This is a genomic window from Bradyrhizobium manausense, from assembly GCF_018129685.1.
GTDB classification, from domain to species: domain Bacteria; phylum Pseudomonadota; class Alphaproteobacteria; order Rhizobiales; family Xanthobacteraceae; genus Bradyrhizobium; species Bradyrhizobium manausense_D.
Genome location: NZ_JAFCLG010000040.1, coordinates 1 through 19,486 on the forward strand (window position 1 = coordinate 1; position 19,486 = coordinate 19,486).

Genomic DNA, 19,486 nt, shown 5'->3' on the forward strand with positions numbered 1-19,486 from the left:
ACCAACTGATTGTCCACGGTGTCCAGGCTCTCGCTGGTCTCCGTCAGAAACTCCCGCAACAGATCATCCATGAAAACAGGCCTTCATACAGGGAGGGCGCGCACGAATTGTGATGCGCCAGATCGGAATGGGGCCAGCTTCACCGCAAAGCGTTTAATAATGGTTGAGTATGTGCAAAAGAACGGAACCAACAAAGACATAAGGCGCTCCGGACAAGCCGAAGCGCCTTGTAAAGCACCAATTTACCTCTGAGAGCGACGTGCGCGTTTACGAAGCGGTAATGATGATCGCCTCGCCTTCGGGCTTGAGTGTCACGGTGAGCCCGCAGGCCTGCGCCAATAGCCGCGTATAATAAGGCTGGATCGCATGTGCATCTGCAGCCGGTCCGCGTTCGCCGCTCAGAAGCTCGGAGATGTTCTGCGGCAGGCGCGCATTGTGTCCGGTCGCGGTGATACGGAAGCTCATCGTCTCGCCCTCGCCGATCGGATCGATCGTCAGCATGCCGCCGCGCGGGATCGTGTGCTGGGCCACCACCAGCATATTGAGCAGCAACTTGACGCGATTCTTCGGCAGCAGCAGCCGCGGGAGATTCCACGTGATCGAGCACTTGCCGTCCTCGATGTGGCCCTTTGCCATGGTCTGGGCATCGCCGAGGTCGATCTGCGCGCCGGAGGAACCGGCCGCGCCGAAGGCGAGGCGGCAGAACTGCAGGCGGGCGGAGGCGGTCTTGGCACTCTTGCGAATGAGGTCGAGCGCGAATTCGCGGTCCTCGGGCTTGGGGTCGTCATCGAGCACTTCGAGCCCATTGACGATGGCGCCGACCGGGCTGATGAGATCATGACAGACCCGCGAGCACAGCAGGGCCGCGAGTTCGAGCATATCGGGAGCGGAAGCGGTACCTGAAGACGGAGCGTCAGACATAAAGGGTTCCTGGAATTGCACGGCGTGGACGCGGCGAATCACGCATGGCTTAGAATGTCGCTGCGGTTCTATCATTCGCCCGCCCGTGGCAGGAAGCTTGCGATAGGTTCGAAGCGGCCATAAAGCACCACGGGCGAATCAACCGAGAGAGAGACGAAACTTGCCAATGAATGAGGCATGCAGGTGAGGATCATCGACGGCGAGGCCGCCAGCCGGCTGATGGAGCCTCTGACCGCGCTGGTGGTGCAGGCCGGCGAGGCGATCTTGAGCGTCAACCGCTCCGCGATGCGGATCGACGGCAAGCAAGACGGCTCGCCGGTGACCGAAGCCGACCTCGCCGCGGACCGAATCATTGCCGAGGGCCTCGCCCGGCTTGCAGACGACGTGCCGACACTCTCGGAAGAGCGCACCCACCTCGCCTCGCCGCCGTTTCGCGGCAGCTTCTTCCTGATCGATCCGCTCGACGGCACCAAGGAGTTCGTCGCCGGACGTGACGAGTTCACCGTGAACCTCGCCCTCGTCACCGAAGGCATGCCGCTGCTCGGCATCGTCAGCGCACCGGCGCTGGGGCTGCTCTGGCGCGGCATCGTCGGCCGCGGCGCCGAACGCGTGCGATTTGACGGCGCAACCATCGGCGCTGCCGAGCCGATCCATGGCCGCAAGCTGCCAAAGGCCGGGGAGCCGTGGATCGCCGCGGTGAGCCGTTCGCATGGCGACCCCAGGAGCGAAGCCTTCATCGACAACAGACCCAACGCCGTCAGAAAGACCTGCGGCTCGGCCGTCAAATTCGGCCGGATCGCCGAGGGCAGCGCCGACATCTATCCGCGCTTCGGGCCGACCTGCGAATGGGACGTCGGGGCGGGCTGCGCGGTCGTGACGGCGGCTGGCGGCAAGGTGACCGACGGCAGGGGCGGCGAGCTCCGGTTCGGCGAGCGCGCCGATACCGGCTTCATCATCCCTGACTTCATCGCCTGGAGCGACGCCGAGGCGGTAACGACCTACTGACCGAGCTTGTCCTGAAGCGCCGGCCAGCGCTTGCCGGCGTCGTAGAGGAAGCGTTCGGGGTTGGCCGCGAAGGCGTCGCGATTGTCTTCCCGGCTGAACAGATAGAGCCGCTGCGCCGCGATCGCGAAGAAGCGGGGATTGGCCGCGTTGAGCACCCCGCGCGCGATGTCGACCGGGTCGTAGCCGCCGTATTGCGGGCCGTAGACTTCGGGATGGGCGAGGAATTCGGCCCGGTTGCCGTCGTTGCGGAAGCGCCAGACCGCGCCCCAGAGGTTGGCCTCGAACTGCGCCGTCCCCTGCACGGCCGCGCCATCGACGAAATAGGCCACGGGGTCGAAGCCCTCGATGGCGACGCCGGAGAAGCGATTGACGACGATCCGCTCGGTGGTGGCCGCGCGAACCGGCAACCCGGACAAGCCGAGCCATATGCCCGCCAGCAGGCCGATCAAGGCAATTCCTAGGCGCAAAGGGCTATCTTCCTGCCGTTGTGCCGTCATAGTTGCTGCGGATAACATCCGAGTCGAGGGGACATCCGGCGCAACCTAGGGCCGTGCCTAATAGCATCAGGTTAAGGGAAGCGGACCGGGATCGATACCAGGGGTTCTTTTATGACTTTCGCATCACGCCTTGCCGCAGCGGCGCTCATTGCGCTGGCTGGCTGGACCGTGCCGGCCTCCGCCCAGACGGCCGCGCCGCCGCCGGACCTGCCGGCGCCGCAGCGGGCCCCGACCCCGAACACCTATGGACCGGACGAACTCGTCACCGCCGGCCACCGCTTCTTCGGCAATGTCTCGCGCGGCCTCGCCTCGATCATCGAGAAGGCGGTCAGCCAGTGGGGCCTGCCCAATGGCTATATCCTCGGCGAGGAAGGCTCCGGGGCCTTCGTCGCCGGCCTGCGCTATGGCGAAGGCACGCTCTACACCAAGAACGCCGGCGACCTGCGCGTCTACTGGCAGGGTCCCTCGCTCGGCTTCGACTGGGGCGGCGACGGCGCGCGCACCATGACGCTGGTCTATAACCTGCCCGCCACCAACGCGATCTACCAGCGCTTCGCCGGCATCGACGGCTCGGCCTATATCATCGGCGGCTTCGGCATGACGGCGCTCACCGCCAACAACATCGTGCTGGTGCCGATCCGCTCCGGCCTCGGCTTGAGGCTGGGCGCCAATATCGGCTATCTGAAATACACGCCGCGGGCGACCTGGAACCCGTTCTAGCGCTCCCTCCCCGGTCAGGTTTCCGGATTCACGTTAACAACAGGGCGGGGCTGGCTTTTTGCCGGCCCGCCATGCATTGTCTTTGGTAAATTTTTCCTTGTTTGGCGGAGTCCTGACCCATGGTCGAACCGATCATGTACCTGGCGATCGGTTTCCTGCTGTCGATGCTGTGCGGGCTCGCCATCGTGCCGCTGGTGCATAACCGCGCGGTGCGCCTGACCACGCGCCGGCTCGAGGCCGCAACGCCGCTGTCGATGGCGGAGATCCAGGCCGACAAGGACCAGCTCCGCGCCGAGTTCGCCATGTCGGCGCGCCGGCTGGAGATGAGCGTCGACCAGCTCAAGAACAAGACCACGAGCCAGCTCGCCGAACTCGGCAAGAAGAGCGACGCCATCAATCGCATGAAGATCGAGCTCGGCGAGAAGAACGCCACGATCTTCGCGCTCGAGGCGCGCGAGAAGGCGGTGAAGGAACAGCTCCGCGCCACCGAGGAGGAATTCAACGCCAAGACCGAAGCGCTGCGCGCCGCCGAAATCGCGCTGACCGACAAGCAGGCCGAGCTTGCCAAGATCAACTCCGAACTGTCGGACCGTTCGATGATGGCGGAGAGCCGCCAGGTCGAGCTGGTGGCGGTGCGCGCCCAGATCGAGGAATTGAAGAACCGTGTCGGCGATGCCGAAAAGGAATTTTCCGCGACGCAGGCGCGCCTGGCGCAGGAGCGCACCGAATCCGAGACCGCCTCGCGCGAGCTCGCCGAGGCGCGGGGCCGCGTCGAGAATCTGAGCCAGCGCGTCACCGAGCTCGATCGGCAGCTCATGCTGCAGGTGAAGGAAGCCGAGATGCTCTCGGGGCGCGTCACCGACCTCGAAGGCCGCCTCGCCACGCAAGGCAAGCTGCTCGCCGAGCGCGAGTACGAGAACAACCAGCTGCGACAGACCAACGAAGGCGCCGAGCGCACCATCAAGGATTTGCGCGTCGAGATCGCCGCGTTGAGCGGTGGCAAATCCTCCGCCGCGATGGAGACGCTGCGCGCTGAAAAGGCCGCGCTGGAGGAGCAGTTGCGCACCGCCCGCGACGAGCGCGCGAAGCTCCAGCGCGACATCAATGCGATCCAGCAGCAGGCCGAGAGCTCCTGGGCGACCGAGCGCATGGAGAACGCGCTGCTGCGCGAGCGCATCAACGACATCGCCGCGGAGGTCGCAAAGCTCGCGATGCAGCTCGAGGGCCCGAACTCGCCGATCGAGGCGCTGCTGGCGGCCGAGGCCGGCCAGCCGCCGAAGCAGGCCGCCCGTCCGGCAGGCGGCACCGCGACCAATGGCGCGGCCACGGCCAGCCTGCCCGAGGGTGGCGGAACGCTCGCCGAGCGGATTCGCGCGCTGCAGGCACATGCCTCCCGCGCCCGGCAGCAGGGCGCGTGATCTGCCCAAAATCCGCGCCTAGCGCCGAACTGCGCAATTCGGCGGAAGGTTTTCAGCCCCCAAGCCGCCTGAAAACTTGACACTGATAGCCCGCACTTCTAAATCGCGGGCTTGCGATGCACCGGCCGGCCGACAAGGTCCGGCCGCCTGCATGATGGTCCCGGGCGCATAGCTCAGCGGGAGAGCGTTCCCTTCACACGGGAGAGGTCCAAGGTTCGATCCCTTGTGCGCCCACCATCCTTCGCTCGCGAAGCGAGAGAGGATGCCGCGCCGAAGCCCAAAGGGCGCAGGCGGGCTGCCGCCGCGAGCTACGGCTCGGCAAGCCACCATCAAACTCACGGCGAAGCGTGTCCGGCGTAGCTCGAAGAGCGTAGACGGACTGGGGCGTCTTGCTTCCGCTCCGCCAAACCGTCCAAAACAACCCCATGCACAGTAGCCGACGTCAATCGGATCAAGGACTTACGAAAGCCGGATCAACGGCTTGCGAATTTTCCGAATTTTTCTTGCTCCGTCGGGCAAAACAGGCGCATGATGGCAGCATTGAAGCTGCGGCTTGATGCCAGTCCAACCAGGGCGGAAGGGCCAGAAGCGGACGCACTTACTCGATCACCTCGTCGGCGGTCGCGAGCAAGGTTGTGGGCACCGTTATGCCGAGCGATTTTGCCGTCTTGAGATTTATGTACAGATTGAATTTTGTTGGCTGCTCGAATGGAATGTCAGCGGGAGCGGCGCCAGAGAGAATCTTCTTCAGCAGACGCGCTACACCTTGGAAAGCTTCCTTCGGGTCGCGCGAATAGGCGAAGACCCCGCCCGCCTTTGCAAAAGGCGCGCCGAAGCAGCCAAACGCCGGCACATGCAACGCGAGGGCACGAACGATGATCGTTTCCGACAGTCCATACAGACTGTTGTCGGTTAGCACGAAGACCGCGCCTACAGGCTGCCTAGACAGTTCGCCGAATGCGCCGTTGAGATCCGCTGGCGCGGTAACGTTCACCACATGAAGGACGATCCCATTTTTCGCCGCTTGGACCGTCAACGGCGCGACCATGGGTGGGGTCGAGGGATTGGTCGGGTTTGCGATAGCGAGGACGTGCCGCATGCCCGGTAGTGTCTCGTGCAACATATCGAGAAGCTTGAGTTGAGTATCCTCTGCCATGGTGGCAACACCGGTGATATTGCCGCCGGGATGGGCCAGGCTTGCCGCTAATCCAGTGGCCACTGGGGCGTTCAAACCAGTCCCGACGATTGGCACTGTCCGCGATAGCTTTTGCACTGCAAGCGCCGCGAGGTTGGTGGAGACCACGACGGCTCGTGGGTTCTGCGCCAACAGTTCGGCCGCCAGCGCCGAAAACTGGGTTGCGTCACTGCCTGCCCAACGAACATCGAAAATGTAGTCGCGTTCCGCTATCAGCCCAACTTCCCGCAAGCCTGCATCAAGCTGTAACATCTGTTGTCGGCTCGACTCCGCGCTCGCTGCGCCGCTGCCGAGGATCGCGATGACGGGAATGGCCTTCTCTGCGTGCGTCGCAAACGGATATCCCAGCGCAGCGCCGCCCAGTGTACCGAGAAATTCGCGCCGTCTCATGCTCGCCGTTCCCCAACGACGAACATTCTAGATGCGAACCGGTGAATTGGAAGGGCTAAGGTCCGTTCAAGGTCAATCGCCTGGGTTTGGCAATCAGCGACAGGCCTCCGGTCCGCTCCCATCAACGGACGTGTACCTGCACGACGTCAACGGAAGCGATGGGCCAACAGGCGACATTGCGAAACTTGATCAGCGAGATAGCATCTCGCTGTCGGCACTGGGCCGTTCAGTGCCATGAGGGTTAAATTGATACACCTAGTCGCTTTCGACGACCGGTATTGGAGTTGCGATGGCTATTCCTGACGAAGAAATTCATGCATTTATGGCAAACTACTACGAAGCATTCTCGAAAGACGCGACAGCCGGGGCCGAATTCTACGCTGAACCATCGTTTGCGGTGCTTCCGAACTGCATTCTCTACCACGGCGACAAACATGCCATCGTGGCATTCTTGGCGATGCCTGTGCAGCGACTGCGACCCCTTGGATATGCCAAAAGCGAAATTTCCGACCCGCACATTCAGCGCTTGAATAAGAGCACAGTACTGTATTTTGCGACCACAATCCGGAAGGCATCCTCGGGCGCTGAGATCGAGCGGGGCCGATACTGCTACCAACTTCACAAGAGCAACAATGAGATCAGGATTGTGGAGCTGATCGCAATCGATTGCGACTCGGGCGGTCCCATCGCTTGAACAAACTTCCGACTTCGGCCACAAACGGACATGGGCCGCGAAAAAACTTATTGTTCCAGGAGCGAGACATCCTTATTCCGGCATTCCAGCGCTTCGATAGGCTTCATCCAGCTTCACACGGTCCTCTTCTCTGCGATACTTCGTCCGCTGCTTTTGCGTGGATACGCGATCAGATGGAGAAAGCAGAGCAACCAGCCCCCAGAGCCTTCGTGCATCTTCGATCTTGCCCAACAGTGCATTGCAAGCCATGGCGGTGCGAAGAGCTGGGGCATAGTTAGAATGATGAAGGGATGCTGCTACGGCGCAACTAAGTCCCTCCTCATAGTTACCAAGAAAAAAATGGGCTAAACCCAATATGTCTTGTGCAAAGAAAACTCGGGGGTCTAGCGGACTTACTCTCAATGCGCGTTGAAGATACTCAATCGCATGTTGGTGCTTGCCCAGCAACACTTTCGCCAATCCGCCCCACATCCATCCGTTCAATTCGTTAGGATTCAGCCGTATTGCATCCTCAAAAAACCCATCTGCTAATTCAACCTCATCGCCGCAAATGACTAGACTTGTCGCCGACTGCGCCAATACTAACGGGTCGTGCCTCCCAAGACGCAAAGCGATGTTCGCGCAGGAAATTGAACGAGCTGCGTCATCTGCCGGATTCGCGCTCCACTCCCAACCCCAGCGAGAAGATAGTGTCGCTGACAGCGCGGATTGAGCTGGCGCAAACTGCGGGTCCAATGCTGCGGATCGCTCAAAGAGAGCGATTGCTTTTTCATTGTCGCTCTTTGTGTATTGCCAGTGTGCGGCTAAACCTCGCAGGTAATAGTCGTACGCATCAAGACTATTAATAGGTTTTCGTTTCGCACGTTCTATTTCAGCTTGGGCTAGGCTGGGGACGATGGCGCCAACCACGCTAGCAGCGATTTGATCCTGCAGTTTAAAGACGTCATCGAGTGCTCCGTCATATCTGTCTGCCCACAAATGAGCGCCAGAAGCTGCGTCGATCAACTGTCCCGTGATCCTGATGCGATTAGCCGATTTTCGGACACTTCCCTCAAGAACATATCGGACCCCTAAATCCCGTGCCACTTGCTTGATATCAACAGCTTTACCTTTGTAGGTGAAACTCGAATTTCGCGCGATTACGAACAGCGATTTGAACCGCGATAGAGCGGTGATGATGTCCTCTACCATGCCGTCCGCGAAATATTCCTGCTCCGGATCGCCGCTCATGTTTTGGAAGGGCAGCACAGCGATGGAGGGTTTGTCGGGGAGCGCGAGCGTCACCGACGCGGTAGTGTCGTCTGTAATTACGAAGTCACCTTTTGCGCATACGGCGAAAGCCCGAACCGGCTCGTCGATGTTCTTGACTTGCTGCAAACCAAGGTCCGTGAACACAAATGGCAGAATTTTTCTGACTTGGTCGTGCGTAATACCGGATACGCAGACGCCTCCGGCGGTAGCGATTGTTTGAAGTCGTGCTGCAATATTGACGCTGTCGCCAAAGAGGTCGCCAGCCTTCACCATCACGTCGCCCACGTGGATGCCGATCCGAAAGTTCATGTGAAGGTTGGGTGATAGTCCTACATTGGCTGCGCCAAGTGCCGCCTGCCCCTCGACGGCGCACTGTACGGCATCGACGGCACTACCGAATTCGGCCAGTACGCTATCCCCGCCGGTATTGACTATCCTGCCCCGGAATGAGGCAATTAGGCCATCAAGGATGGCTCGTCGTTGGGTCAAATTTCGCAGTGTGCTGACCTCGTCCGCTCCCATCAGGCGGCTGTATCCCTCGACGTCAGCCGCAAATATCGCTGCCAGACGCCGTTCTACTCGCTCGACGGTCAAGGAATACCCCTAGATTTGCAATCTCAACCCAGCGCATAAAAGCATATCGGGCCGCCGCAGGACTAGGGTCGACTTCCGGTTTGGGTCATTCTCGTCGATTTGGTCGCGTCACCACCACGTCCGGTCTGGCCTCGGCTTCTGAACTGCCGGGCGCCATCGCGATCTTCGCCTTCGGGCCAGAACCGGAATCTTGTGCTGCAGCAAGTCGGACAACTATTCGATCACCTCGTCGGCGCGCGCCAGTAGCGTTGGCGGAACCGAGAGTCCAATTTCACTGGCCACTTTCTGGTTGATGATGAGTTCAAACTTTGACGGCGCTTGCACAGGCAGGCTCTCAGGCTTGTCACCATTCAGTATCCGATCAACATACAAGCCGGCCTGCCAATATGCGTCGACGAGGTCATTCCCGTACGAAACCAATCCACCCCCAGCTGTAAACGCCCGAAAGAAGTATATCGCAGGTATCCGAAATCGGATCGTCAGGGTCACAATCAGGTTCAGGTTTGAAATCATAAATGGCTCACCAGCCACCACGAGACCCGCACCCGACGTTTCGCCCTGATTTGCTATCAAGGCCTCAATTTCGGACGCATTGCGCACAGGACGGTCGAAAAACTTGATCCCGAGTTTGTAAGCGGCAGCTTCTATATCCGGGCCTCCATACGAATGGCTGATCCCGTCGACGTCGTACATCCAGGAAACAGACATTAGTCCCGGACTGATCTCTTTCAGTATTTCCACGGCCTTTTGAAACAGCGTCGGTTCAAAATTGGAAAACCCAGTAATATTCGCGCCGGGATGAGCGAGACTGTCAACGAGCCCGCTGGCAACAGGATCCCCTACCGCAACAAACACGACGGGGATTGTCCTTGTTTTCTGCTTGAACGTAGCTGCTACTCGCGTGGTCGGGGCAACGATTACGTCCGGCTTCAAGTCCAAAATCTCGTCAGAAAACAGCCCCAGCTTGGCCTCGTCGTTTTCTGCCCAGCGGAAGTCAAGGATAATGTTCTTCCCCTCGATCCAGCCACGCGATGCAAGGGATTTCGTGAGAGCGGTGAAGTAAGCGTCGTTGCCGGCGTTCCTCACACCGAGACCCAGTATCGAGATGCGTCGGATGGGGGTCTGCTGCTTAGCGAGACTCGGCCGCGGCAGCAAAACCGCTCCGCCGGCAAAAGCCAGAAAATCCCGTCGTCTAATCATCCAGGAGAGCGTGTCCGCTAGGATTTGCGAACTAATATGATCACAAGCCTGAGCGTTGCGCCAGCAGGCTAATCCAGCAAAACGTCTGCATCGGATCAATTGCGTCAGTTCGGCGATCAGCAACAGGCTTTCCGGTCCGCTCCCATCAGCGGACATGTAACCTCACGGTGTCAAACGAAGCGATGGGCCAAATTATTCGATCACCTCGTCGGCCAGGTTGAGCATCCTTTCTGGAATCTCCACCTCCATGGAGCGTGCAGTCTTCAAATTGATGACAGTGTAAATGTCAAAACTAACAACATGGAAGACGGCCGGGACCGGTCCGGTGAAAAAATGTCTGGGGTCGCCAAAGACGAGCAGCACTGTCTCACGATCGTATCGACGCGCGGTCAGCGGCCCGCGAAGGGCCGGCTTATTCTCCGCTTTTCCGGCTAAGCAGCCGTCGCTCGATGACTTCCCCTAGCGGGCGATCTGGCGATTCACAGGCGCCATCAGCCGATCGCCAGCACCTCGATCTCCTGCGCGCCAGCCCCCACGACATCACCCACCGCCTTCCCCATCAGCGACTTCGCGACAGGCGACACGAACGAGATCGAGCCGGCTTTCGGATCGGCTTCGTCCTCGCCGACGATGCGGTAGGTCTGCACGCGGCCGTCGGCGCGGCTGAAGGTCACGGTGCTGCCGAAGGCGACAACGTCGTTCGATGCGGGATCGGGAACCAGCTGCGCCGTGCGCAGGCGCTCGGTCAGATAGCGCAGGTCGCGCAGGGGCACGGCCGACTGCCGGCGCTTCTCGTTGACGTCCTCGATGGCTTGCGCGGCTTCATAGGCTTCGCGCGCGTCCTTGAGCTGCGTCTGCAATGCCAGCAGGCCAGTCTCCGTCACGAGGTTCGGGTGCGGCGAGATCGGACGATCCGGCAGCAACGTCTCGGAGGCGGTCTCGGCGCTCTCTTCCTTGGTAAAGGCGACGCTCAATTCGAAATCCTGTCGTGCTGTTCGGGCGATGTATCAGACTTGGGCGCCGCGGCGCCCAGTGAGACCGAAGCCCCTCACCCGGACCGCATCTTCGATGCGATCCGACCTCTCCCTACGGGAGAGGTGTACGTGTTCCGGCTCGCATCGATTCAACCAAATTCCATCGATCCTTATATCTCAAGTTCGACGAAACGGCGTAGCTTGAAGACGAGGTCAGGCAGGGCCTGGCGGAACCGTGTTGCATTCTGGAAATTGGTCGAGAACGGCGCGAAGGTGAGCATCGCGTTCCAGTGCCTGTAGCCGTACACGGTGACCGAAACGCCGGACGCGGGAAAACCCTCGATCTTGCGCAGCTCGCCGAGCACGAGATCGGCAATCGCCTCCGCCGGCAACAGCCGCTTGCCATCCGGCGTCAGGGCTTGACTGACCGGCTGCGCCGGCTTCGGCGTCGTCGCCACGGCCTCGGATGCGTCCTTCTCGGATGCGTTCTGAAGTTTCGGCGAGGCCGCCTCAGGGATCTCGACGACCACAGGGGCCGGTGCCGCCGCAGGAGCGGATGGGAGGAAGTCGGCAAGCGGCGGCGGGCCGGCGGCTTCCGCGCGCTTGTTGCCGCCCAGGATGCTGCCGATCATCGCCACAAGGCCAGCATCCTTCGCATCGTCACTCATCAAAGCTTCCCCCCGGGCTCGGCGCAGTCTAGCACCGGCGCCGCCGACCGCCACAGGGGCCGCAGGTCAGATCGAGCCACCGCCGCTGCATGGCTCGCGACCCGTTCCACCGCGGCGCAAGCGGGCAGCACCGCGCGCCACGATGCGTTCCGTCACTGCTTCTCGAACGGAATATACTGCTGGTATTCCTTCGGCACCGAGTTGCGATAGCGGGCCGGAACGGTGCCGTTGTCGATCGAATGATCGATCTCCTGCTGGCGCGTCATCTTCTTCTTCGCCGGCTTCTTGTCGGCACTCTTCTTCGCGCCGGCCGGTGGGGTCGAATTGTCGGTGTTGGCAGTGGGCGCGGCGTTCGCGTTCGCGGCCGGTGCAGCGGTCGTCGCAGGCGCGGTGGTCGCGGCCGGTGCAGCGGGCGCAGCAGGCGCGGTCGTCGCGGCGGGCGGCGTGGTGGCCGCTGCCGCCGGCGGCGTGTCACCCGCGGCGGGCGCGCTCTGCGCCAGAGCGAGCGGTGTGTGCAGGATGAGCGCCAGTGCCGCGGTCGCAGCCAGCAAATATGATTTTTGCATCAGAACCTCCAAAATGCCTGATCCCCAATGACGGAAGCGTAGTCCCGCCGGATCGGCGCGTGCAAGTCCGCCCACGATAAGCGGGACCCGGGCTGCAAACTGTGGCCGGGATCACACTGCCGCAGCGGCCTGTCGCATCATAGGCCCATGCCGACCCCGACGCACGCTCCGCCGCAAGGACACGACCGACAATGTGCCGGGGACGCGCGGGAGCACGCGCCGCCAGCGAGGCGGCATGCCCACGCCGACACAATTCATGCGCGAACACGATATTCATCACCTCAATCGCCGACGAATAGGTCGGCGAAGCTGACGTTGCTTCAACGCCGGCTGATTTCGATGACGAGAATGTTATTCGGAATCTGCGCTGGAAGAATTCGCAAAGCGCATCCGCAGCTTGCCCGCGACGCTCATCCCCGGAACCGCACGCTGTCGCGCAATGTGTGAAGCAGCGCATTGCGAGGCCAAAATCCCCGATCTAGCCTCACCTGCATATTTTATGACGAACAACCTTAGCTTTAGTTGCTTGCCGTCGTAACTTTTCAAGGAGGTTATTCATGAGCAGTCGTCACGCCACGCCGCCCCGCGGTCTTAACGCTACCCGCTCGCCGCTGTCACAAGGCCGCTTCGGCCGCATGTTCCGCACGCTGACACCGGCAACGTTCGGCCCGAACGAGGCCGACAACATCGCCAACCTTGCGGCGCTCGCCGACAACATGGTCGGGGATTTTGATCCGCCCAGGGACGGCCCCGATGCCGAGGAGAGCGGAATTCCCGCGCTTTATACCTATTTCGGCCAGTTCATCGATCACGACATCACCTTCGACCCGGTGAGCTCGCTGACCAAGCAGCAGGATCCGGACGGGCTGATCGATTTCCGGACGCCGTCGTTCGACCTGGACAATCTCTACGGCCGCGGCCCGAACGACCAGCCCTACATGTACGACGCCAGCGGCAAATTTCTCCTCGGCGATCCGCTCAGCGGCACCGGCGTCTCCAGCGCCTTCGACCTGCCGCGCTTCAAGGGCCGCGCACTGATCGGCGACCCCCGCAACGACGAGAACAGCATCGTCTCGCAGTTCCAGGGACTGATGCTGCGCGTCCACAACCGCATGGCCGACGACAACGACACGCTTTCCTTCCAGGACGTGCAACAGCGTGTGCGCTTCCACTACCAATATGTCGTGCTCAACGATTTCCTGCCGCGGATCGTCACCGCCAGCGTGCTGAACGATCTCAAGACCGGCGGTCGCTACGACCGGAGCAAGCTCGCCTATTATCACTGGCACACTTATCCCTATATGCCAGTCGAGTTTTCGGTTGCGGCCTACCGGCTTGGACATTCCATGATCCGGCCCGGCTACCGGCTGAACGACGCCGACAACATGCTGCTGCAGATCTTCCCCGATCCCAACAACCCCGACAACAACGCGCTGACCGGTTTCCGCTCCATGGGTCCCGGACGCGCCATCGACTGGGGCCGCTTCATCGACATCGACAAGCGCGCTTATGGCGTCGAGGGCGACAGCACCAATGCCGACAACAAGCGGCGTCTCCAGTTCGCTTATCGCATCGACACCTCGCTGGTCGATCCGCTGCGCAAGCTGCCGCCGGAGGTCGCGTCCAATCCGTCGTCGCTCGCGCTTCGCAATCTCGAACGCGGCTGGCGGCTTGGTCTGCCGTCGGGCCAGGCGGTCGCCAGGGCGATGCACCAGACGCCGCTGGCCGACGAGAAGATCATCGTCGGCCGGGCCGTCGACAATCCCGATCCGGCAGGCGATCCGCAAGTTCCGATCGCATCGATTGCCAACGGCGTCTTCAAGGGCAACTGTCCGCTGTGGACTTACATCCTCGCGGAAGCGCGCCAGTTCCAGACCGCCGTCAATATCCCCGCCACCGGCGCGCCGGCGAGCGGCATCAACACACCCCAGCTGGGGCCCGTCGGCGGCCGCATCGTCGCCGAAGTCTTCCTCGGCATGATGTTCGGCGACGCCTCCTCCGTGCTGTCGCTCGATCCGAACTGGGCCCCGGTGACCGGTCCCGACTTCAAGCTGAAGGATCTCGTGACCTACGCGCTGGGCCAGGGCCCGGCTCTGCATTGAGCTGGTGACGGCTGACACGCAAGGGCCGCTCGCATCGGGCGGGCGGCCCTTTGATTCACAGGCGAGCGTCCGGCTGCGGCCGGAAGGTCACGTGGAAAGCAACACGCAGCGCGCCGGCTCGTGCTGCGACGACGCGAAGATCCGGCCTGCAAACCGATGACGGCTCATTCGTCCTCTGCCACATCGCGATCGATGTCGGCACCCGGCGAGCCACTCACCGTATCCTCATCGGCTCTGTCGATGTGCATTCCCGTCATACCCGTCAGCAGCGGCTTGACGGGTGCAGGGCAGTTTTCGTCCTGCGGCAAACCCAATTGTTCGGCCGGCGTCTTTGCTGCGGGTTTCTTTCGGGGATGTTCGTCCGGCATTGCGCTCTCTCCCGGCTGAGGACCTGGCAACGGAACCGGATCAGCATAACGATCCTCGCCGCAACCGGCTTGACCGGGATCAATGCGGGTCGGCGCGCCAGCGCAGGCCGATCCCGACGCGCCTGCGATGGCACGGCAACTGCGCGGCCTGGTTCGGTCGTTGAGCCTGATCAAGGCGCGCCATCACAACCGGGTCTATGCAGGACACAGTCGTCGATGGACGAGAGTTTGGTCGTGGGAAGCATAAGCGAAGCAACGATCGAGAGGATTCGTGCCGAAGGGACTGCAAGGTCCGCGGCGGCGATCGATCAGCTGGCCAAAGTGATCCGCTCGATGCCCGATCAGCAGCTCCCTGCGGAAAAGATCAGCGTCCGGCATCTCAATTTCTACTATCAGGACGGCATCCAGGCTCTCAAAGACATATCCATGCCGATCTATGCCAATCGCGTCACGGCGCTCATTGGCCCCTCCGGGTGCGGCAAGTCGACATTGCTGCGCGTGTTCAACCGGATGTACAGCCTGTACGCTGGCCAGCGGGTCGAGGGCGAGGTGCTGCTCGACGGGCAGGATATTCTGAGGAAAAACCTCGACGCCGTTGTCCTGAGAACGCGCATTGGCATGGTATTCCAGCGGCCGACGCCGTTTCCCATGTCGATCTACGACAACGTCGCATTCGGGATTTCGCTCAATCGCCAACTCACCAAGGCAGAGACGGATGCGGCGGTCGAAGCCGCATTGCGGCGCGCAGCGCTCTGGGACGAGGTGAAAGATGATCTTTTCAAGAGTGGACTGTCGTTGTCGGGCGGCCAGCAACAGCGCCTCAGCATTGCCCGCACCATAGCCATTCAGCCCGAGGTCATTCTCCTCGACGAACCCTGTTCGGCCATCGACCCGATTTCGTCCGCAAAGATCGAACAGACGATCGACGAATTGAAGCAGTCCCACACGGTGATCATCGTCACCCACAATCTGCAGCAGGCCGCGCGGGTGTCGGACTATGCCGGCTTCATGTATCTCGGCGAGATGGCCGAGTTCGGCACCGTGCGCGACATCTTCGTATCGCCCCGGGATTTGCGCACGCAACGCTTCATCACCGGTCGCTTTGGATAGAAGGGCAAGCGCGGCCTCACAGGGATGTCCGCTCGAGGCATCCCGCCAACCAGCGATAGAGCGTCACGGGCATTCCCATCGTGACAACGATGCGGGCGGAACGCCCGCTCGGCAGACGCGTTTGGGAATTGAGACGCCGCGGCCGCCGACCTATTGCAGGCTTGGCTTGTTGCTGGGCTTGGTGCCGCCGCCTCCACCGCCGGGGTTCAGATTGGTGCTGGAGTCAAACGGATCATTCGCGCTGGAATGCGGCAGCGGCGGAGGCCCCTTCGGACCAGGATAGCCGCCGTGGCCCGATGGAGGGCCGGCGTAGACATTCGTGTTGCTCACGCCGGGCGAGCGGATGCTCAAATTGGTCGACAGGCTGGCGGCATCCGCCGCGGCGCTGCTCAGCGCGCCAATTGTCGTCAGAACGAAGAGAAAGAAGCGGGGTGACATGATCGGGTCCTCCTTGTGGGACGTCCCTTGGTGTCGCCCCGGAAGGATCGGGTTCGATGCCCGTCCGACCTGTCTAAAACGCGATGGAGTCAGGTTCAATCGGCGTCAGGGACCACCTCTCCCCGACGGGGAGAGGTGCTCTGAGCTCTCGGTTCGCATCGATTCAACCAAAACACATCATGCGTCAGGCCGCGCCGCGTCCGAGGTCGACGGCCTCCAGCCGCGCCGCGAACCAGCGCGACAGTTGCTCGTCGACGAGGCCGCCGACATAGACCTCGGACCTGGTGACCTTGTTCCTGTCCAGCACCAGCAGCACGCCGATCCAATAGGCGAACCAGATATGCGGATCGGTCAGCGCCCTGAGCTTGTGCTGGTCGTGCTCCAGCGGCGTGTGATTGCCCGCCTTGCGGATCTCGACGGTGAGCAGATTGTTCGGGATCTCGCGCTGGTGCACGACGACGTCGGGATAGATCGACTTGCCGAGATGATCGTCGGTCGAGATGATCGTGCCGTGCGGAAGATGCAACGTGCGCTCGCCGAGACGGTCGTAATTGCAGTCGACGGTCCAGCCCGAAAATTGCTGCTCGAGATGGACGGCGAAGCGATGGGTGATCGCGCGTTCGCCGACATCCTTCTCGAACAGGAATGTCTCGTGGGCATAGAATTCCCTGAGCGCCGCGATCACCTTGTTCAGCTCGGTCTGCATTTTGCCTCCGGGCCTGTCACGCTCTAGGTTTGATGTCGTCCCGGCGAACGCCGGGACCCATACCGCGAGGTCTATCGAGTGCGCGCGGTGCGCGTCCCGGACCCCGTGTCTTCGCCAAACTTCTCCCTGGGGTTATGGGTCCCGGCGTTCGCCGGGACGACGCGGGGAGAGAGCTCAGCCAAGCCGTCACATCACGACTTCGATCAGCCGCGGGCCCGGCTCGGCGACGGCTTCAGCCAGCGCCTTGTTGAACTCGTCGGCATTGGTGACGGCGCGGCCGGGCACGCCCATGCCCTTGGCCAGCGCGACGAAATCGAGCGTCGGGCGGTCGAGGCGCAGCATGTCGTTGGCGCGCTGGCCGGGCTCGCCGGCGCCGACATTGTCGAACTCGCCGCGCAGGATCTGGTAGATACGGTTGGCGAACACGATGGTGACGATGTTCAGATTCTCGCGCGCCTGCGTCCAGAGCGACTGGATCGTGTACATCGCGCTGCCGTCGCCGACCATGGTGATGACCTTGCGGTCGGGGCAGGCGATCGCGGCGCCGATCGACAGCGGCGTGGAGAAGCCGATCGAGCCGCCCATGTTCTGCAGCCAGTCATGCGGCGCGGCGGCGGCCGTCGGCGGGAAGAAGCCGCGGCCGGTGGTGAGGGATTCGTCGACCATGATCGCGTTCTCGGGGATCGCGCATGCGATCGCCTGCGCGATCGAGGCGAAGGTGAGCGCGCCGGTCGGCTTGACCAGTTCAGCCACAGCCTGCGGCTTGACGTCCTTGGCACTGGCCCTGACGGCGCCGGCCAGCGCTTCGAGCGCCGCGACCGAATTCTCGCCCCAGGAGGTCATGCGATGGACCTCGCAGCCCTCGGGCTTGAGCATGCTCGGCTTGTTCGGATAGGCGAAGAACGCCACGGGATCGTCGGACTCGACCAGCACGATGTGACGGAACCTGGCCAGCATCGGCAGCGCGTTCTCGATGACGTAATGGATGCGGTCGATCGAGTAACGGCCGCGGCCACGCGCCATCTTCGGGCGGAAGGTCGGCCCCATCACGGTGCAGCCGGTCTTGCCGGCGATGCGCTCGGCGAGCGCCAGGCCGTGCTCGCTCAGCGCGCTGCCGGTCATCAGCAGCAGCGTGCCCTCGCCGTCGCCATGCAGGATTTTTGCGGCTTGCTCGACCGCCTGAGGCGAATAGCTGGCACGCTGCTGTTCGGCCGGCACCTCGGCGATGCCGTCGGCCTCGTTCCAGGCGGTGTCGGCGGGCAGGATCAGGGTCGCGATCTGGCCCGGCGCGCTCTTGGCGGCGGCGATCGCTGCGGCGCCGTCAGCGGCGACCGATTTGGAGTTCGGCGAGGTCCGGACCCAGGACGACATCGGCCGGGCCAGACCCTCGATGTCGGAGGTCAGCGGCGCGTTGTAATCGATGTGGTAGACGGCGTGCTGGCCGACGATGTTGACGATGCCGGAATTGGCCTTCTTGGCGTTGTGCAGATTGGCAAGGCCGTTGGCGAGGCCCGGGCCGAGATGCAGCAAGGTCGAGGCCGGCGTGCCCTTCATGCGGTAATAGCCGTCGGCCGCACCCGTCACCACGCCCTCGAACAGGCCCAGCACGCAGCGCATGCCCGGCACGCGGTCGAGCGCCGCGACAAAATGCATCTCTGACGTGCCCGGGTTGGTGAAGCAGACGTCCACCCCGCCCTTGACCATCGTCCGCACCAGGCTTTCCGCACCGTTCATTCTGTCTGCTCCCGCAACCGGCCATTTCAGCGATCAATCATTGTTCGCTCGGCCCGTCAAAGCAATAGCGGGCATCGCGGCCCTGCCCCGCATGACGATGCGCAGGTTTGGCTAACGATTTCCGACAAGTTGGCGCGGTTGCCGATTTGGTAACGCCATCCGCAAGGGGATGGGCCGCCTCACGGCCCCGTGGCTTGCGAAAAGCGTGCAAATATGGCCTGTGGCTGACGTTGAATCGATTTTTTCCTGGGGGAAACAATGACCCGGTTTTTTGCCGCGCAGCTCACCGCAATCGCACTCTTGCTGGCCGGCGCGGCCGACGCATCCGCGGCGGGAATGATAGACTTCACTGGTACCGCCTCCACCAGCTATCTCGGCGGCGGCTCGAGCCCGATCCCCCGCACCACCGTCACGTACAACGGCAACTATGCCCCCGGCACGATCGTGGTGAACACCGCCGAGCGGCGGCTCTATCTGGTGCTCCAGAACGGCCAGGCGCTGCGCTACGGCATCGGCGTCGGCCGCGACGGCTTCCGCTGGGGCGGGGTGCACAAGATCACCGCCAAGAAGGAATGGCCGGAGTGGACGCCGCCGTCGCAGATGATCGCCCGCCGGCCCGATCTGCCGCGCCACATGAAGGGCGGGATCGAGAACCCGCTCGGCGCACGCGCGATGTATCTGGGCTCGACGCTCTACCGCATCCATGGCTCCAACGAGCCGGAGACGATCGGGCAGGCCGTGTCCTCGGGTTGCTTCCGCATGACCAATGACGACGTCACCGACCTCTACGGCCGCGTCGGCGTCGGCACCACCGTGGTGGTGCTCAACAACTGACCAAGCGCTAGCTCACGTCGCTTCCGTAGCAACCATTAAAGCGACGTCCGATTGCCATTGAGCATGACGCCTTGCTTGCGGCCGTCAAGGCGTGGCCTGGC

Annotated in this window: 19 protein-coding genes and 1 tRNA gene; 8 read left to right on the forward strand and 12 right to left on the reverse strand. The window is 62.3% G+C overall.

Going from position 1 to position 19,486, the window contains the following annotated elements; all coding sequences use genetic code 11:
* Positions 1-267: 267 nt before the first annotated feature.
* Positions 268-921: a histidine phosphotransferase ChpT gene (chpT, locus tag JQ621_RS34620; RefSeq protein WP_212241634.1), complete on the reverse strand. Its 654-nt coding sequence runs from the start codon at positions 919-921 to the stop codon at positions 268-270.
* A gap of 177 nt (positions 922-1,098) precedes the next feature.
* On the opposite strand from chpT, the gene JQ621_RS34625 reads away from it, so the two are divergent.
* Entirely contained in the window at positions 1,099-1,926 is an 828-nt protein-coding gene (locus JQ621_RS34625; protein WP_212241635.1) for a 3'(2'),5'-bisphosphate nucleotidase CysQ family protein, read from the forward strand.
* On the opposite strand, the gene JQ621_RS34630 is transcribed toward JQ621_RS34625, so the two are convergent.
* Positions 1,920-2,393: a YHS domain-containing (seleno)protein gene (locus JQ621_RS34630; protein ID WP_212241636.1), complete on the reverse strand. Its 474-nt coding sequence runs from the start codon at positions 2,391-2,393 to the stop codon at positions 1,920-1,922. The two genes, JQ621_RS34625 and JQ621_RS34630, sit on opposite strands and share 7 nt — an antisense overlap.
* 141 nt (positions 2,394-2,534) lie before the next feature.
* Between JQ621_RS34630 and JQ621_RS34635 the strand changes: the two genes are divergently transcribed.
* From JQ621_RS34635 to JQ621_RS34645, 3 genes are all read left to right on the forward strand, one after another.
* Positions 2,535-3,143, forward strand: coding sequence for a DUF1134 domain-containing protein (locus JQ621_RS34635; protein ID WP_212241637.1), 609 nt, complete (start codon positions 2,535-2,537; stop codon positions 3,141-3,143).
* A 119-nt stretch (positions 3,144-3,262) separates the two neighbouring features.
* A complete protein-coding gene (locus tag JQ621_RS34640) occupies positions 3,263-4,561 on the forward strand; it encodes a coiled-coil domain-containing protein (RefSeq protein ID WP_212241638.1) in 1,299 nt (432 codons plus the stop codon).
* A 162-nt stretch (positions 4,562-4,723) separates the two neighbouring features.
* Positions 4,724-4,798 (forward strand) — tRNA-Val (locus JQ621_RS34645).
* A gap of 361 nt (positions 4,799-5,159) precedes the next feature.
* Here JQ621_RS34645 and JQ621_RS34650 read toward each other — a convergent pair.
* A complete protein-coding gene (locus JQ621_RS34650) occupies positions 5,160-6,146 on the reverse strand; it encodes an ABC transporter substrate-binding protein (protein ID WP_212241639.1) in 987 nt (328 codons plus the stop codon).
* A gap of 289 nt (positions 6,147-6,435) precedes the next feature.
* Here JQ621_RS34650 and JQ621_RS34655 point away from each other — a divergent pair, with 289 nt between their 5' ends.
* On the forward strand, positions 6,436-6,840 hold the full coding sequence (locus JQ621_RS34655; protein WP_212241640.1) for a DUF6841 family protein: 405 nt from the start codon (positions 6,436-6,438) through the stop codon (positions 6,838-6,840).
* Between the two features lie 72 nt (positions 6,841-6,912).
* Here the strand turns inward: JQ621_RS34655 and JQ621_RS34660 are convergent, their stop codons facing one another.
* The 5 genes from JQ621_RS34660 to JQ621_RS34680 form a co-directional block, all read right to left on the reverse strand.
* Entirely contained in the window at positions 6,913-8,685 is a 1,773-nt protein-coding gene (locus JQ621_RS34660; protein WP_212241641.1) for an adenylate/guanylate cyclase domain-containing protein, read from the reverse strand.
* Between the two features lie 213 nt (positions 8,686-8,898).
* Positions 8,899-10,041: an ABC transporter substrate-binding protein gene (locus JQ621_RS34665; protein ID WP_212241643.1), complete on the reverse strand. Its 1,143-nt coding sequence runs from the start codon at positions 10,039-10,041 to the stop codon at positions 8,899-8,901.
* A 335-nt stretch (positions 10,042-10,376) separates the two neighbouring features.
* Positions 10,377-10,859, reverse strand: coding sequence for a transcription elongation factor GreA (greA, locus tag JQ621_RS34670; RefSeq protein WP_212241645.1), 483 nt, complete (start codon positions 10,857-10,859; stop codon positions 10,377-10,379).
* A gap of 170 nt (positions 10,860-11,029) precedes the next feature.
* Complete coding sequence (locus JQ621_RS34675) at positions 11,030-11,527, reverse strand: hypothetical protein (protein ID WP_212241647.1); 498 nt, start codon at positions 11,525-11,527, stop codon at positions 11,030-11,032.
* A 152-nt stretch (positions 11,528-11,679) separates the two neighbouring features.
* Positions 11,680-12,093: a hypothetical protein gene (locus JQ621_RS34680; protein WP_212241649.1), complete on the reverse strand. Its 414-nt coding sequence runs from the start codon at positions 12,091-12,093 to the stop codon at positions 11,680-11,682.
* Positions 12,094-12,650: 557 nt separating this feature from the next.
* Here JQ621_RS34680 and JQ621_RS34685 point away from each other — a divergent pair.
* Positions 12,651-14,195 carry a peroxidase family protein gene (locus JQ621_RS34685; RefSeq protein WP_212241650.1) on the forward strand — a complete coding sequence of 515 codons (1,545 nt, stop codon included), beginning with the start codon at positions 12,651-12,653 and terminating at the stop codon, positions 14,193-14,195.
* A 164-nt stretch (positions 14,196-14,359) separates the two neighbouring features.
* Here the strand turns inward: JQ621_RS34685 and JQ621_RS34690 are convergent, their stop codons facing one another.
* The gene (locus JQ621_RS34690) at positions 14,360-14,563 is read right to left on the reverse strand and encodes a hypothetical protein (protein ID WP_212241651.1); all 204 of its coding nucleotides are present in this window, start codon (positions 14,561-14,563) and stop codon (positions 14,360-14,362) included.
* Between the two features lie 333 nt (positions 14,564-14,896).
* Here JQ621_RS34690 and pstB point away from each other — a divergent pair, with 333 nt between their 5' ends.
* The gene (gene pstB / locus JQ621_RS34695) at positions 14,897-15,673 is read left to right on the forward strand and encodes a phosphate ABC transporter ATP-binding protein PstB (RefSeq protein ID WP_212241657.1); all 777 of its coding nucleotides are present in this window, start codon (positions 14,897-14,899) and stop codon (positions 15,671-15,673) included.
* Between the two features lie 150 nt (positions 15,674-15,823).
* On the opposite strand, the gene JQ621_RS34700 is transcribed toward pstB, so the two are convergent.
* The 3 genes from JQ621_RS34700 to JQ621_RS34710 all read right to left on the reverse strand — a co-directional run bounded on the left by JQ621_RS34700 (position 15,824) and on the right by JQ621_RS34710 (position 18,551).
* Positions 15,824-16,111 (reverse strand): hypothetical protein, encoded by a 288-nt coding sequence (locus JQ621_RS34700; protein ID WP_212241652.1) that lies wholly within the window; start codon positions 16,109-16,111, stop codon positions 15,824-15,826.
* 184 nt (positions 16,112-16,295) lie between these two features.
* Positions 16,296-16,817, reverse strand: a complete 522-nt coding sequence (locus tag JQ621_RS34705; RefSeq protein ID WP_212241653.1) for a hypothetical protein — start codon at positions 16,815-16,817, stop codon at positions 16,296-16,298.
* A 186-nt stretch (positions 16,818-17,003) separates the two neighbouring features.
* Positions 17,004-18,551: an acetolactate synthase large subunit gene (locus JQ621_RS34710; protein ID WP_212241654.1), complete on the reverse strand. Its 1,548-nt coding sequence runs from the start codon at positions 18,549-18,551 to the stop codon at positions 17,004-17,006.
* 258 nt (positions 18,552-18,809) lie between these two features.
* Between JQ621_RS34710 and JQ621_RS34715 the strand changes: the two genes are divergently transcribed.
* Positions 18,810-19,385, forward strand: a complete 576-nt coding sequence (locus tag JQ621_RS34715) for a L,D-transpeptidase (RefSeq protein ID WP_212241655.1) — start codon at positions 18,810-18,812, stop codon at positions 19,383-19,385.
* The last annotated feature ends 101 nt before the right edge of the window (positions 19,386-19,486 follow it).